Source organism: Fodinisporobacter ferrooxydans (assembly GCF_022818495.1).
Taxonomy (GTDB): domain Bacteria; phylum Bacillota; class Bacilli; order Tumebacillales; family MYW30-H2; genus Fodinisporobacter; species Fodinisporobacter ferrooxydans.
Window position 1 is genome coordinate 3,315,384 of sequence record NZ_CP089291.1, and the last position, 14,899, is coordinate 3,330,282.

Consider the following 14,899-nt stretch of genomic DNA (forward strand, 5'->3'; position numbering starts at 1 on the left):
GTGATTTTTTGAAAGGAGGTGATAACGATGGGGTTCGGAGCAGCTTTTATACGATCGCAAACTCAACTTTTGACGCAAGGAGCCAAGGGGACATCTGCGAAAACCAGCCAGGACAGCGCGCAAGGACAAAGCAATACACAGGGCCAGGGAATATTTGCGGAATTTCTAAAATTCGAGCAGATTCTCCTGCCGGCAAAGAAGATGAATGCAGCGTTTCCGACTGTCGATGCAAAACACAAGACAAGTACAACGAAAGACATGTCAAATCCAGAGACGCTACAAATCGTATTGCAATCGCTGCAAGCGTCGATTTTGCAGTTGCAGCACGTCATGCAGGCAAATCAAAGTTTGCCTCGCGTTTTGGACCAGCAGCAGAAAAAAGCTGCAGATCAATTGCTCACGGACATCGAGTCGTTTCTCGGACAAATCAAAGCAAACGCAGCCGGATTAGGAGTTCAAAATGATGCAATCAAAACAAACCCCCTGTTCGACTCGTTGCAGACACAGTGGCAAACAGTTAAGCAAGATCTTCAATCTCTTGCAAAATTTCCCGCTCTGGATCCGAGAATTTCGAAGATTCTAGACTCTGTAAGGAATTTTCAATTGCTGCAAACAGCATCCCAAAAACCATCCGGCGTTTCGCTGCAAAATCCGCTTATGGCAAGTCAAATTCATACGAGTCCTGCTGCAGATCAAGCAGTTGTTGATGCAATGACTCATAACAGCAGTGCCAAAGCGGAACCTGTCAAGAAAAACGCTCTCATGCAACAGGATGCGGGCAATGTCTTGCAAGGCATGGCGGGTTCGTCTGTTTCAAGCCATACAGTCAATGTCAATGTACCGGAAAAAGTGCCTGTAGCACGTTTTTCCACCGCATTTCAACAGATGTTGGATCAAAGTATGCACCAAGCCGGTACAGGCATCATGCAAGACCAGAATGGAACGACACAATTCCGCATGAAGCTGGTCCCGGAAGGACTGGGTGAAGTGCATGTCGTCATAACGTCTGACAATTCTCAAGTATCTGTACAATTGACAACTGCGACAGATCAGGCAAGACAGTTGTTGGAAGCACAAACACAAAATTTGCGTGATATCTTGTCTGCGAAGGGACTCACCTGCGATTCGGTTCAAGTGACAACCGGTGTTCCGGATCTGTCTTTCGCTTTTTCCCAATCGGGGGATCAATCCAATAAACAGTGGAGCGAACGTTCTTCCAAGAATGCCAAAGCTCTTGGGAATATTGCTGACATACAAGCGGATGAAGAGGGCAACAGCGCCGTATGGCAGAAGAGCATGCCGGAATCTGTGCGGCTGGATTCCCGTGACTACCAGCCAAAATACACGCCCGAATTTGATGCGACCGCATAAGCGATCTTGTTTCTTCAGATTTTTGCCGGATTGGAGTGATATGCATGAGCAGTACAGGTGTAACAAGCACAACGGGTTCGCAACCAGCCAGTCAAAATGTTGCCCAAAGTATTACACAAGCGACGAACAACGCATTAGGCAAGGATGCATTTTTGCAGTTGCTGGTCACGCAGATGAAGTACCAGGATCCGCTGCAGCCGATGAATAATACACAATTTGTGTCGCAGTTGGCGCAGTTTAGTTCACTGGAACAAATGAGCAATGTGGCCAATGAGCAGCAAAGCATGATCACGCAAATCGAAGGTTTGCGACAATCGACGCAATTGGGGGTCGGATTTCAATTGCTCGGTACGAATGTGCAAGTGCAGACAACCGATTCGTCCGTTTCCGGGCAAGTGACTGCAGTCAAAAATGATCCGAATAACGGCACCGTATTGGTGATCGGCAATACGAACGTACCTCTTTCCACCATACAATCCATCGAGAAAGGGTGATAAAGATATGCCGTCAGACTGGATCTACGGTCAAAGTCTCTATCGTCCTGTTTCGAAGCCGGAACATGCGCCAGCGCACCAGCAGCAACGCAAATCCGTTCCAATTGGCCATTCGAAACACTCGTTTGCAGACGTTTTGCACACGAAGATCCAAGCGTCCGGAAATCAGTCGGAAATAGAGACAGACGATCGGCCGCTGCTCTTTTCAAAACACGCAGAAGAGCGATTGCGACTGCGCTCGATACAAATTACACCGGATCAAATGCGCAGAATTCAATCGGGGATTGAACAAGTGGCGCAAAAAGGCGGAAAAGATTCTTTGGTCATATGCGGAAATGTATCCCTTGTTGTGAATATACCAAAGCGTACTGTCATTACGGCATTGGATGGAACTGCACCCAACAATCATGTCTTTACAAACATCGACAGCGCCGTGATCGTATAAGCCGGACCTCTTGGAGGAAGCTTGCGGGAAACGGAAGGACAGAAGTTTCCCCGGTACGCCAATACTTAAAGGAGGGTTTATTCATGTTAAAATCGCTGTATTCAGGAATTTCCGGCATGCATGCATTTCAAACAAAATTGGATGTGATCGGAAATAATATCGCAAACGTCAATACGGTAGGGTTTAAAACCGGCCGTGTCATGTTTAGCGACATTTTAAGCCAAACGGTGCAAGGCGCTTCAGCGGGCAACGGAAATGGAATCGCCGGCACAAATCCGCAGCAAATTGGACTTGGCACGCAAATCAGCAACATCGATACGATCTTTACAAATGGAAGTCCGGAGACGACAAACAATCCGCTTGATGTCGCGATCAGCGGCGACGGCTTTTTTACAGTATCCAATGACGGCGGTACAACACAGTATTATACCCGGGCGGGAGACTTCTCCATTGACAACAATGGGTATTTGACACTCCCCAACGGATATCAGGTATTGGATTCCAACGGCTCACCCATTCAAATTCCCAGCGGCAGCAAATTTACGTCGATTGCGCCGGACGGGACGGTTACATATTCCGATCTGGCGACTGGAACACCGACAAAGGGACCGCAAATCGGGTTGACTGTGTTTCCGAATCCGGCAGGTTTGACGAAAATCGGCGGCAACATGTACCAAGCGTCCGACAACTCCAATCCTGGCGGAGCGACATCGCTTCCCACTCCAGTTGCTCCTGGGACGGGTGGCACAAATCAACTTCAAGTGGGCACGCTGGAAATGTCAAATGTCGATTTGACGAATGAGTTTGCCGAGATGATTGTTGCACAGCAAGGGTTTAATGCAAACTCCAAAATTATCACGACAGACAATCAAATTTTGCAGACTGTCGTGAATTTAAAGCAATAATCGTTTTTAATAGTGCGCGTTCAAATTTTCATTTTGATTGGAAAAGCGTGGGCGAAGGCGTATCTACCTTCGCCAGGTTCCGGGGAGGATTGGGTTATATGATACGCCTTACACGCTTGAATGGTTCGAAAATGGTTGTAAACGGTTTGTTTGTAGAGATGATTGAAGCGACGCCGGATACGGTAATTACATTGACTACCGGGAAGAAAATAGTCGTCAAAGAACCGGTCGATGCAGTGATCGATGCGGTCGTTCAATTTTATCGAACGGTCGGTTTCATCAAACAAACCGTGCTTGTCAAAGCGGAGGGTACCAATACCAATGAAGAATAAATTAGTAAAAACGATGATCCTGATTTTGCTGATCATCACCGTACTCGCTGTTGGAATTGTATTTGGATATGTTTATTTTTTCAAATCGCCGGGAGTGAACAAACCTCATGTACCAACAGCGGCTGAAATGTCGGCTGCCCAATATGCGCTGCCGCAAATTACCACGAATCTGCAAGGAGGCAGCATTATTCAGGTCACCATCACGCTGCAGGCAGATTCCAGCAAGGCAAAAGATGAGCTTGACAAACGCAAGGCGCAAGTCATGGACACAATTAACGGTTTGCTGCATGACATGACCAAAGTGGATTTGGAAAAACCGGATGGATTGAATCTGCTGAAGAAAAAAATTATTCAAAGCATCAATTCCTATATGAGTGATGGTAAAGTGACGGATGTGTACTATGCAAATCCGATTATTCAATAAGCACAAGAGAGAAAGATATTCTGTCATCAAGAAGCAAAAGGTTGTAACGAGGGAGAGGAGTGGTGGAATTGGCTGAAGTTTTATCTCAAGCGGAAATTGACGCCCTTCTTTCTGCATTATCTTCTGGAGAATTGATTGCAGACGACATTCGAAAAGACGAAACGGAACGAAAAGTCAGGGTTTACGATTTCAAACGCGCCATGCGTTTCTCAAAAGATCAAGTACGCAGTATGACAAGGATTTTTGAAAACTATGGACGGTTTTTAACATCCTATTTTTCGGCGCAATTGCGTACGTATGTTGAAATAGACGTAGCTTCTGTCGATCAATTGCCCTATGAGGAATTTATCCGCTCGATCCCCAAAATGACAATTTTAAATATATTCAATATTCATCCTTTAGAAGGAAAATTTGTCATGGAAATTAATCCGAATGTCGCTTTTGCCATGCTTGACCGGCTGATGGGGGGAACCGGAAATCTGATGGAAACGTCCCGCAGTTTGACAGAAATTGAAACGTCTGTCATGGAGCAGATTTTCCATCGGGCATTAGATAGTTTTCGTGATGCTTGGAAAGATATTATCGATTTTCTGCCGGAACTTGATGTAATTGAAGAAAACCCGCAATTTATGCAGTTGGTGTCGCCGAATGAAACGGTTGCCGTTGTAACGTTAAGTGTAAAAATAGGTGAAATTACCGGAATGATTAATTTTTGTATGCCGCATGTGGTGCTTGAACCGATTATTCCCAAACTTTCCGTTCATTATTTTGTCGATCAGCAAAAATCGAAACGGGAAAGGCCGGAAGATCAGGAAACCATCAAAAAACAGTTGAATCGGGCATTTGTAACTGTGAGCGCCGAGCTTGGGCATACCAGAATTCAAGTACGGGAACTCCTGGAATTAAGTGTCGGGGATGTAATTACATTGGATGATTCCATTGATGATCGCATAAAGCTTTTCGTAGGCGGCAAACAGAAGTTTTTTGGGCAACCTGGCTTGTATAAAGGAAAGGTAGCTATGCAAATCACTTCCGTAATCGATGAAGAAGGAGGGCTGGACGAATGAATAATAAAGATTTGTTGTCACAAGAGGAGATTGATGCGTTACTTCGTCAGGGTTCCCAAGACGAAGCGTCCACGACTCCCGCTTCTGATTTAATAGATCATGCCATGTATGTCAGGGACTATTTGACCGAATTCGAACAAGACACAATCGGTGAAATTGGCAACATTACATTTGGAACGGCTGCGACAACGTTATCCACATTACTGCGGCAAAAGGTCGATATTACAACACCCACTGTATCTGTCGTAAGGCGAGACGAAATTGCGGACGATGTACCGCTTCCGCATGTAACGATCCGCGTCGAGTATACGGATGGATTTGAGGGGGCCAACGTATTGGCCATTCGCACCGATGATGCAAAGATCATCGCTGACTTAATGTTGGGCGGTGATGGAACAAATGTTGCAGATGAATTAAATGAACTGCATCTGAGTGCCGTCGCGGAAGCAATGAATCAAATGATGGGATCCGCTTCAACATCCATGTCCACTTTATTCAATAAATTTGTCAACATCTCACCTCCGGCTGTCGAGGTCATTGATTTTACCGGATTTTCCATGGAAAGCTTATTTCCCAATGACACGATACTGTTAAAAGTTTCATTCCGGCTGATCGTCGGTACATTGATCGATAGTCATATTATGCAATTGTTGCCAGTCACGTTTGCGAAGACTTTAATCAGTGCTTTGACGGGTGGCATGATGGATGCGCCAGTGGATTCGGCGCCAAGTTCAACGCAATCGCAACGTTCACTGCAGCGAGAGGATGTTGTGGCGCCACATGCACCAGTGCAACAGCCGATCGTGGATGCACTGCCGAACCGAAATGACGGAATTCCATATGCACCAAATCCTGCAGCAACTTCCAATCATATGCCGGAATATGCAGGACCGGGCGGTTCTGGCAATATGCCGGGAAATACAGGATATATGCCGCCATATGGGCAGCCCATGTATCCCTCCAATCCGTATCAGGGATATGGCGGGTATCCGCCCAACCAAGCAGCATCGGCGTATGGTGCATATGCGACGGAACGGCCGAAAGTGATGTCGGAACCCAAAAATGTGCAGCCTGCACAGTTTAGCCCATTGGAAGGCAATATGCATTCATATGCAAGTATGGGGAATCTTGATTTATTGTTGGATATTCCGTTGTCTGTTACTGTAGAGTTGGGGCGCACACGGAAATTGATACGTGAAATTCTCGAACTTGCTCCAGGGGCGATTGTGGAGCTTGATAAATTAGCTGGAGAGCCCGTTGACATTCTTATCAATAATAAGTTGATTGCAAAAGGAGAAGTAGTCGTCATCGACGAAAATTTTGGCGTGCGGGTCACCGATATTATTAGTCCGGCTGACCGTATACGCAAACTTCAATAGCAGCAGAAGTTACGTTAGCAGCAGAAGTTACGTTGCTATTTCCAAATATATAATTTTATTTCTTGAAGGAGAGATTGATAGCATGCCAGCGAAAATTTTGATTGTGGATGATGCTGCATTTATGAGAATGATGATTAAAGAGATCATTTCAAAAAATGGGTATGAGGTTGCAGGCGAAGCGAGCGATGGTGCTCAAGCCGTGCAAAAATATAAGGATTGCCATCCGGACTTGGTAACAATGGACATAACAATGCCGGAGATGGATGGTATTCAGGCGTTGCGGGAGATTCGCAAATTTGATCCGGGTGCTAAAATTATTATGTGTTCTGCGATGGGGCAGCAGGCAATGGTTATCGATGCAATACAAGCAGGAGCCAAAGATTTCGTTGTCAAACCATTTCAAGCAGATCGTGTAATCGAAGCGATCAAAAAAACGTTAGGGTAATTACGGATTGATCATGAAATACTCGTCATGTTCGTTTGTCATAACTGCCAAAAAAAACTTGGTAGGTATGCTTTTTGGTATATTGTATACATTTGTTCCGGTTTATGTTTTTGCTGCTCCACAGACTGTGCAAGGGTTCTATCATAAGGATACGGCCGGTTCGCAAACGAATGATATCACCGGACAAACGGCCGCTACATCCGGATGGATCACAGCATTCCAGACAATTCTTGCTTTATTGATTCTGGTGGCTATCATTTATTTTGGCTTAAAACTATTAAATCGAAACATGTCTCGCCAGCGTTCCAGCTTGGTTGTTCAAGTTTTGGCGCAACAGCCGTTGACGACAAGTCGGAGTATTCATCTGGTAGAAATCGCAGGCCAATTGTATGTGTTGGGTGTTGGAGAATCGGTCACGTGTCTCGATAAAATTACGGATGAATCCACGATTCGGAACATTATCGAAAAAGTGAACCAAACACAAGAGCCTGTCAACTCTTTTCAAAATCTGGGCAGTTGGCTATCTCCATACAAGAAACAGTTGGCAACGCTTGTGCGGCGAAAGAGACAACGATTCAACGATCCGAATACGGATGCCGAATCGATTGAGGCAAGCAATTTTCAAGAGGCGTTGGAACGTCAGTTGGAATCCTTGCGCACCGTGCGGGAATCCTTGGAGATGGATCGGCAAATATCAGAAAATGATCATGATCATCAGAAGGAAAACAGGGGGAACGGATGAAAACGCGCGTTACGCTACTATTCGTGAGTTTGCTAATCGGTTTTATTTGGTTCTCGACTGCTTCCGGTCAAGTGTATGCAGCTACTTCAACACCTGTCATTCCGGGTGTCCAATTTGGAATTAATACGTCAGATCAACCGCAAAATGTGGCAACTTCTTTACAGATTCTATTAGTATTGACTGTCTTGACATTGGCGCCGGCAATTTTGGTATTGATGACATCCTTTACAAGGATCGTCGTTGTATTGTCTTTTGTGAAAAATGCGTTGGGAACTCCTCAAGCGCCGCCAAGTCAGGTTTTAATTAGTTTGGCATTATTTCTGACGTTATTTATTATGACACCCACATTTTCACAGGTGAATCAGACCGCACTGCAGCCGTATTTGGCCGGAACGATTTCACAGTCGGAGGCGCTGCAAAAGGCGGAGATACCCTTTAAACACTTTATGGCAAAAGAGACGCGGGAGAAGGATTTGGAGTTGTTTTTGCAATACCGCCACGACCCGCAACCGAAGTCGATTGAAGACATTCCTTTGTCTGCATTGGTTCCCGCCTATACGATCAGCGAGTTGAAGACGGCTTTTCAAATCGGCTTTATGATTTATATTCCGTTTATTGTGATCGATATGGTTGTCGCTACGACGATCATGTCGATGGGCATGGTGATGTTGCCGCCTGCGATGATTTCCTTGCCATTTAAAATTTTATTGTTCGTCATGGTTGACGGATGGTATCTTGTCGTGAAATCCTTGTTGGCCGGCTATCAATAATGTGAGCAGAAGTTGGATGGCGGATCAAGGAAAATTGCCCGGCAACAAAAGAGGGAATACCGTAAAATACATGGAATGGAAGGATGGAAAGATGGGAGAAGAACTGATTTTTAAAATAGGGGAAGATACGTTGATGACTGTCCTTAAAGTTTCTGCTCCTATATTAGTGTTCGGACTTGTCGTTGGATTGCTCGTCAGTGTTTTTCAGGCAGCAACGCAAATTAATGAACAAACATTGTCTTTTATACCGAGAATTTTGGCCATATTTTTGGCAATGCTGCTATTCGGGCCATGGATGTTGCATGTGATGTTGGACTTTACTCGGGGAATTCTAAATAATTTATCCAGCTTTATCTATTAATGAACAGCATGTTCGATATTTTTGGGCATTTGGTCTTATTTTTACTTGTTCTTGGAAGAGTTGCGAGTATGGTCATGGTTATGCCATTTTTCAGTGTTCGGTATATTCCGGCACAAGTTAAAATTGCGTTTGCGATGATTGTTGCGCTTTTGATTGTCGAGACAATCTATTCTGGTACTATGGGTCATGACCTATCGATACTTTCTTTTGGCCAGTTTTTATTTTTGTTCGTAAAAGAAGTGTTAGTGGGACTTTTATTAGGCTTTATTTCATCTTTGGCTTTTGCAGCGATTCAATTTTCAGGCCAATTAATTGATGTTCAGATTGGATTTTCCGCAATTACGATTCTCGACCCGCAAAGCAATCAACCTTTACCGGTCATCGGTAATTTTGAATATATACTTGTGTTTTTTATTTTTTTATTAGAAGACGGACACCAGGCGTTAATTGAAGCGATGCTGCAAAGCTTCACGTTGATACCGGTAGAACATGGAGTATTTACGGCATCGATTTTGAACACGATAATTCAGTCGTTTTCCGTATTGTTTTTAATCTCTTTAAAACTTTCCATCCCGATCATTGGCGCTTTATTTTTAACGGATGTCGCATTAGCGGTGATTTCGAAGGCAGTTCCGCAAATTAACGTGTTTTCCTTGGGGTATCCCGTAAAAATATTCATTGGATTGTTTTTGTTGGCAGTCATCATTCCGACACTTGCTATGCTGTTTCATGCACTATTCCAAACCATGTTTGCAGAAATTGATGACGCTTTGCATGCGTTGGGAGGTGTGGCACGCAAATGAATTGGCATCTGCAACAATTTGCCGGGGAAAAAACAGAAAAGGCAACGCCGAAGCGAAGACAAGAAGCCCGTGATAAAGGACAAATCCCCCGCAGTCAAGATTTGAATCAAGCGGTTGGATTGCTGTTGGCTATCATTGGTTTGAAAATTTTTGCATTCGATATGTTCGGACATATCACCGAGTGGTTAAAAAATCGTTTGGGATATGTGTATCACACGGACTTGACTGCTTTGGATTTGCAAAATCTTTTTATTCAGTCCAGCAAAGCAATGGCGGTTGTGGTTCTGCCAATCCTCGCCATATTATTCATCGGCGGCATGGCTGTTTCGTATTATCAGCTCCGTGGTTTTTTTTCATTGCAATTGCTGGTTCCGGATTTCAATCGTTTAAATCCCATCAGCGGGATTCGTAAATTTTTTTCACTTCGTTCCACATTGGAAGCTGTAAAAGCTTTATTAAAAATCGTCATTATTGCAGGAATTCCTTACAGTTCGTTTCAGAGTGCCGCGTCCCATTTCAGTGAATGGGCTGATATATCGCCGATCGACATGATTTCTGTCATCGGGAATTTAACGTATCAAATCGTTTTGAAAATTGCAGTTGTGTTACTGATATTGTCAATCTTTGATTATATCTATCAAAAATATGAATTTGAAAAAAGCATTCGGATGTCGAAACAGGACATAAAAGACGAACGAAAAAATGCAGAGGGAGATCCGGCAATCAAGCAAAAAATTCGCCAGCGAGGATATCAGCTCGTATTGAGACGGATGATGCAGGAAGTGCCGAAAGCAGATGTTGTGATTACAAACCCGACGCACTTTGCGGTAGCGCTGCAATATGAAGCAGGCATGCATGCGCCCGTTGTATTGGCGAAGGGCGTTGACGAGTTGGCACAACGGATGAAGCAAATTGCCCGCGATCACGATGTCGCAATTGTGGAAAATCGCTTGTTAGCCCGTACAATTTATCACACAGTTGAGCTTGGGCAGGAGATTCCAGGAGAATTGTTCCAAGCAGTTGCTGAAGTATTGGCATATGTCTACCGTTTGCGTAAAAAGGCGTAATCGAACTGGAAAATGTGTGGATATGGAATTCTTGTTTGCCGTTTGTCATGAAGCTGTTTGAATATACTGTTGTAATTTATCAAAAGGATGGAATTTAATTGAGGGAATCAATATGAAATCTCGTTCTGCCGAATTGACCATTATACTTGCAGTGCTAAGCATTATTTCTATGATGGTTATTCCCATTCCAACGCCTTTGCTTGATGTGTTGTTGATTGTGAATATCGGTGTTTCTTTTATGATTTTGCTTGTCGCGATGAACACGACGGAAGCGTTGCACTTCTCTGTGTTTCCGTCTTTATTGCTATTGACTACGTTGTTTCGGCTTGCGCTAAATGTGTCGTCCACGCGGGCGATTTTGTCTACGGGCAACGCAGGCACAGTGATTCATACGTTTGGAAGTTTTGTCATAGGAGATAACGCTGTCGTCGGGTTCGTCGTCTTTTTGATTCTTGCCATTATACAGTATCTGATTATTACACGGGGAGCGGAGCGGGTGGCGGAAGTTGCCGCACGATTCACTTTGGATGCGATGCCCGGGAAGCAGATCAGTATTGATGCAGATCTGAACGCAGGTCTGATTAATGAAAAAGAAGCAAGAGAACGGCGGGAAACGATTGAAAAAGAAGCGGATTTCTTTGGCGCCATGGATGGTGCGATGAAATTTGTCAAAGGTGACGCCGTTGCATCGATGATTATTGTCGCCATTAATATTATCGGCGGCTTTATTATCGGCATGGCGATGAATGGAGATTCTTTGACAACCGCTTTGCAAAATTACACGATCCTCTCTGTTGGCGACGGTTTGGTCAGTCAGCTTCCAGCTCTGTTGATTTCTACGTCATCCGGTTTAATTGTGACTCGCTCTGCCTCAGGTGGTACGCTTGGCGATGAACTGACGCGCCAATTGTTCAGTTTTCCCAGGTTCATGTATATTGTAGCCGGTGTGTTGACATTGTTTGGGATCCTGACGCCAATCGGCCCGATCCGAACATTGCCTGTTGCAGCACTTTTGGCATATGGCGGCTATCGCATGACGCAAAATTTAAAAACGACGGAAATGCAAGCGTCTAAAAAAGAAGTTGCTGCAGAAGAAGCGGAAGTGCGTTCTCCAGAAAGTGTCATGTCGTTCATTCAGGTTGATCCCATTGAATTTGAATTTGGGTATGCGTTAATCCCGTTAGCCGATTCCAAACAAGGTGGCGACTTGCTTGACCGTGTGATCATGATTCGCCGACAATGCGCGCTGGAATTGGGAATTGTCGTGCCAGTGATTCGAATCCGTGATAATATTCAATTAAAGCCGAATCAGTATTCGATCAAGATTCGGGGAAATGAAGTATCGAACGGTGAATTGCTTCTCGATCATTATTTGGCGATGAGTCCGGGTATAGATGACCCGGCAGTAACAGGGATTCCTACAACGGAGCCTGCATTCGGTCTGCCTGCTCTCTGGATTCATGGAAATGTTCGTGAACGAGCGGAATTGGCAGGGTATACAGTTGTGGATCCACCTTCTGTTGTTGCCACGCATTTGACGGAAGTCATCAAGCGGCATGCACATGAATTGCTTGGAAGACAAGAGACAAAAGCTTTGGTCGACTCGATCAAGCCGACACATCCGACATTATTGGACGAGCTTATACCTGGTTTGCTAAGTATTGGAGATATTCAGAAAGTGTTAGGCAATTTATTGCGGGAAAAAGTATCCATTCGCGATCTTGTTACCATTTTAGAAACACTTGCAGACTATGCAGCGATTACGAAAGATCATGCGTTATTGACAGAATATGTCCGACAATCCCTGGCTAGGCAGATCAGTCAGCAGTATTGCGTAAAAGGCCAGGTATTACCGGTCATTACGTTATCTGCCGCCGTTGAAAAACGGTTGGCCGATGCCATTCAACATAGTGAGCAGGGTGCTTACCTCGCCCTTGATCCAAGAGTTTCCCAACAAGTGTATCATGCCTTGAATGAGCAAATCGGGCGGCTTACGACACTTGGCCAACAACCTGTTGTGATTACTTCGCCAGCCGTTCGTCTGCATTTCCGGCGAATGATTGAACGGGTTTTGCCAGATGTACCTGTCTTGTCCTATAACGAATTAGATGCGGCGATTGAAATCCAGTCTTCCGGGATGGTGAGTATTTAATGTTAGTGAAACGATATATTGTAAAAGAGGTTCCAGAAGCGTTATCCCAGATTCGTCAAGATCTTGGAGCAGACGCGATGATACTAAGTACAAAAAAAATTCAAACAAAAGGTTTTTTGGGCCTGTTTAGCCGTATTAAAATTGAAGTGATTGCCGCGGCATCCGATTCATTCGAACGAGCCACGCCCAAACAATCGCCACAGTCCGTTCGCGTCCGGGAAGATCAGGCAGCATCTCCATTGAAAACACAAGGGATTGGTACAACAACATTGCTGGCAGACAAATCGGATGATCTGCCGAATGTGGGAATTCGTACATATTCCCGTGAAACCCTCCATGAAAACCGGATGAAAATGGAAGAAAAAAAACAGCAGCACACTTCGATTTCTTTACAGCAAACACATGAACAAGATGTGATGGGGGAACTGAAAGCATTAAAAAAACTTGTCAGCCGCATTACGGAAACCAATCAAAGCCAACTCCCGAAACCTTTGCTTGCGATTCGCCAAATCTTGCTGCAGCAAGAGATTCTTGCAGAACGGGTCAATGAAATGATTGCAAACGTATTGGAAGAGGCAGACCAAACATGGGATTTGAAAACATACCGCTGGAAAACAGAGCAAATATTGCTCGATGAGATGAGCGTGTGGACAAAAGATGCGACAATTGAAGCAAGTACACGGGTTGCCGCTTTCGCTGGCGCCACAGGCGTCGGTAAAACGACGACAATTGCGAAAATCGCAGCAGAACAAGTTCTCAAATATCGGAAAAAAATTGCGCTCATAACGACAGATACGTATCGAATCGCTGCTGTCGAGCAATTGCGAACGTATGCCAATATATTAAATATTCCAATTGAAGTCGCGTATACGCCGGACGATTATAAGAAAGCGTTGCAAACGTTTCAAACATGCGATTTGATTTTAGTCGATACAGCAGGCCGAAATTATCATGAACAAAAATTCATAAAAGAAATTCAGGATTTTTTTGCAGTGGAACGTCCGCAAGAACTTTATCTCGTGTTATCGTCTACCAGTAAAATGGCAGATGTTCAAAAAATGATACAAAATTTTTCGGATTTGGAAATTGATAAATATCTGTTTACAAAACTTGATGAAACGACAAGTTACGGCGCCATCTACAATGTGTTGCGATCGCAGAAAAAACCGTTTACATATGTGACAGACGGCCAAAATGTTCCAGATGATTTGTCCGTTTTGACACATGCAAAACTTGCAAATTTGTTGATAGGTGAGAATTCCTATGTTTGATCAGGCAGAGCATCTTCGATTGTTAACCAAACAAGAACAAAAACTACCGTTGCAAGCCCCAAAGCTTCTGATGATATCAAGTGGAAAAGGGGGCGTTGGGAAATCGAATCTGTCTTTAAATTTTGCTTTGGCATTACAACAGATCGGCCATCGAGTATTATTGATCGATGCTGATATTGGATTTGCGAATATTGATGTGTTGATGGGAATTCGCAGCACACATCATTTTTTACAAATGGCACAGTCGGATTTATCCATTTTCGATGTGATGAACACAGGACCGCTTGGCTTGAAGTTTATCGCAGGAGGTTCCGGTTTTTCTGAGATATCGTATTTAACGGCTGATCAGATTCAAGTGTTGATCAACCAAATGTCAATGTTGGAAAACCAATTTGATTATATTGTCATCGACACGGGTGCAGGTATTCAGGAGTATACGTTAAAGATGGCTTCCATCGCAGATGATTTGTTGATTGTGACGACTCCGGAACCGACGGCGATTACGGATGCCTATGCATTGATTAAAGTACTCGTAGGGCGAATTCAAGCGCCTGCGATCCGATTGGTGGTCAATCGGGTGGCAAGTTTGGTAGAAGGCAAGGAAGCTGCCGATAAAGTTGTATTGGTTGCGAAAAAATTTTTAAATACACAAATCCAGGTATTGGGTTATATTTATGATGACCCGAACGTTCAACGGGCAGTCATGAAGCAACAGCCTTTATTGCTTTTTCAACCGAACTCGACGGCCGCCAAATGTATGCAGCAGTTGATTCGGAATTATGCGACAGGAGAGCCTAAAGAGCCTATCAGAAGGATGTCAGGCAATAGTTTCATAAATAAAATGATGCGATTGTTTAGTAAATAATGGGGA

17 protein-coding genes are annotated in these 14,899 nt (G+C 44.2%); all 17 read left to right on the forward strand.

The genetic code is table 11. The features are described 5' to 3' along the window. Positions 1-27 precede the first annotated feature (27 nt). The 17 genes from LSG31_RS15890 (at position 28) to LSG31_RS15970 (ending at position 14,893) form a co-directional block, all read left to right on the forward strand. On the forward strand, positions 28-1,371 hold the full coding sequence (locus tag LSG31_RS15890; protein WP_347436048.1) for a flagellar hook-length control protein FliK: 1,344 nt from the start codon (positions 28-30) through the stop codon (positions 1,369-1,371). A gap of 44 nt (positions 1,372-1,415) precedes the next feature. Next, complete coding sequence (locus LSG31_RS15895) at positions 1,416-1,865, forward strand: flagellar hook capping FlgD N-terminal domain-containing protein (RefSeq protein WP_347436049.1); 450 nt, start codon at positions 1,416-1,418, stop codon at positions 1,863-1,865. Between the two features lie 7 nt (positions 1,866-1,872). Further along, on the forward strand, positions 1,873-2,310 hold the full coding sequence (locus tag LSG31_RS15900) for a TIGR02530 family flagellar biosynthesis protein (RefSeq protein ID WP_347436050.1): 438 nt from the start codon (positions 1,873-1,875) through the stop codon (positions 2,308-2,310). Positions 2,311-2,393: 83 nt separating this feature from the next. Further along, on the forward strand, positions 2,394-3,215 hold the full coding sequence (gene flgF, locus LSG31_RS15905) for a flagellar basal-body rod protein FlgF (RefSeq protein WP_347436051.1): 822 nt from the start codon (positions 2,394-2,396) through the stop codon (positions 3,213-3,215). Positions 3,216-3,313: 98 nt separating this feature from the next. Beyond that, positions 3,314-3,547: a flagellar FlbD family protein gene (locus LSG31_RS15910; RefSeq protein WP_347436052.1), complete on the forward strand. Its 234-nt coding sequence runs from the start codon at positions 3,314-3,316 to the stop codon at positions 3,545-3,547. Continuing rightward, a complete protein-coding gene (locus LSG31_RS15915) occupies positions 3,537-3,971 on the forward strand; it encodes a flagellar basal body-associated FliL family protein (protein WP_347436053.1) in 435 nt (144 codons plus the stop codon). Before LSG31_RS15910 ends, LSG31_RS15915 begins: the two co-directional genes overlap by 11 nt. A 68-nt stretch (positions 3,972-4,039) precedes the next feature. Beyond that, on the forward strand, positions 4,040-5,038 hold the full coding sequence (gene fliM, locus LSG31_RS15920) for a flagellar motor switch protein FliM (protein WP_347436054.1): 999 nt from the start codon (positions 4,040-4,042) through the stop codon (positions 5,036-5,038). After that, positions 5,035-6,417: a flagellar motor switch phosphatase FliY gene (gene fliY / locus LSG31_RS15925; RefSeq protein WP_347436055.1), complete on the forward strand. Its 1,383-nt coding sequence runs from the start codon at positions 5,035-5,037 to the stop codon at positions 6,415-6,417. The genes fliM and fliY overlap by 4 nt, the downstream gene beginning before the upstream one ends. A gap of 82 nt (positions 6,418-6,499) precedes the next feature. Next, positions 6,500-6,862, forward strand: coding sequence for a response regulator (locus tag LSG31_RS15930; RefSeq protein WP_347436056.1), 363 nt, complete (start codon positions 6,500-6,502; stop codon positions 6,860-6,862). A 13-nt stretch (positions 6,863-6,875) separates the two neighbouring features. Next, positions 6,876-7,604 carry a FliO/MopB family protein gene (locus LSG31_RS15935; protein WP_347439533.1) on the forward strand — a complete coding sequence of 243 codons (729 nt, stop codon included), beginning with the start codon at positions 6,876-6,878 and terminating at the stop codon, positions 7,602-7,604. After that, positions 7,601-8,374 carry a flagellar type III secretion system pore protein FliP gene (gene fliP, locus LSG31_RS15940; protein ID WP_347436057.1) on the forward strand — a complete coding sequence of 258 codons (774 nt, stop codon included), beginning with the start codon at positions 7,601-7,603 and terminating at the stop codon, positions 8,372-8,374. The genes LSG31_RS15935 and fliP overlap by 4 nt, the downstream gene beginning before the upstream one ends. A gap of 91 nt (positions 8,375-8,465) precedes the next feature. Beyond that, positions 8,466-8,735 carry a flagellar biosynthesis protein FliQ gene (gene fliQ, locus LSG31_RS15945; RefSeq protein ID WP_347439534.1) on the forward strand — a complete coding sequence of 90 codons (270 nt, stop codon included), beginning with the start codon at positions 8,466-8,468 and terminating at the stop codon, positions 8,733-8,735. Positions 8,736-8,743: 8 nt separating this feature from the next. Continuing rightward, positions 8,744-9,538 (forward strand): flagellar biosynthetic protein FliR, encoded by a 795-nt coding sequence (gene fliR / locus LSG31_RS15950; RefSeq protein WP_347439535.1) that lies wholly within the window; start codon positions 8,744-8,746, stop codon positions 9,536-9,538. Next, a complete protein-coding gene (gene flhB / locus LSG31_RS15955; protein WP_347436058.1) occupies positions 9,535-10,605 on the forward strand; it encodes a flagellar biosynthesis protein FlhB in 1,071 nt (356 codons plus the stop codon). Before fliR ends, flhB begins: the two co-directional genes overlap by 4 nt. 112 nt (positions 10,606-10,717) lie before the next feature. Continuing rightward, positions 10,718-12,757, forward strand: a complete 2,040-nt coding sequence (flhA, locus tag LSG31_RS15960; RefSeq protein ID WP_347436059.1) for a flagellar biosynthesis protein FlhA — start codon at positions 10,718-10,720, stop codon at positions 12,755-12,757. After that, positions 12,757-14,028, forward strand: a complete 1,272-nt coding sequence (flhF, locus tag LSG31_RS15965) for a flagellar biosynthesis GTPase FlhF (RefSeq protein ID WP_347436060.1) — start codon at positions 12,757-12,759, stop codon at positions 14,026-14,028. Before flhA ends, flhF begins: the two co-directional genes overlap by 1 nt. Beyond that, positions 14,021-14,893, forward strand: a complete 873-nt coding sequence (locus LSG31_RS15970) for a MinD/ParA family protein (RefSeq protein ID WP_347436061.1) — start codon at positions 14,021-14,023, stop codon at positions 14,891-14,893. The genes flhF and LSG31_RS15970 overlap by 8 nt, the downstream gene beginning before the upstream one ends. Positions 14,894-14,899: the final 6 nt, after the last annotated feature.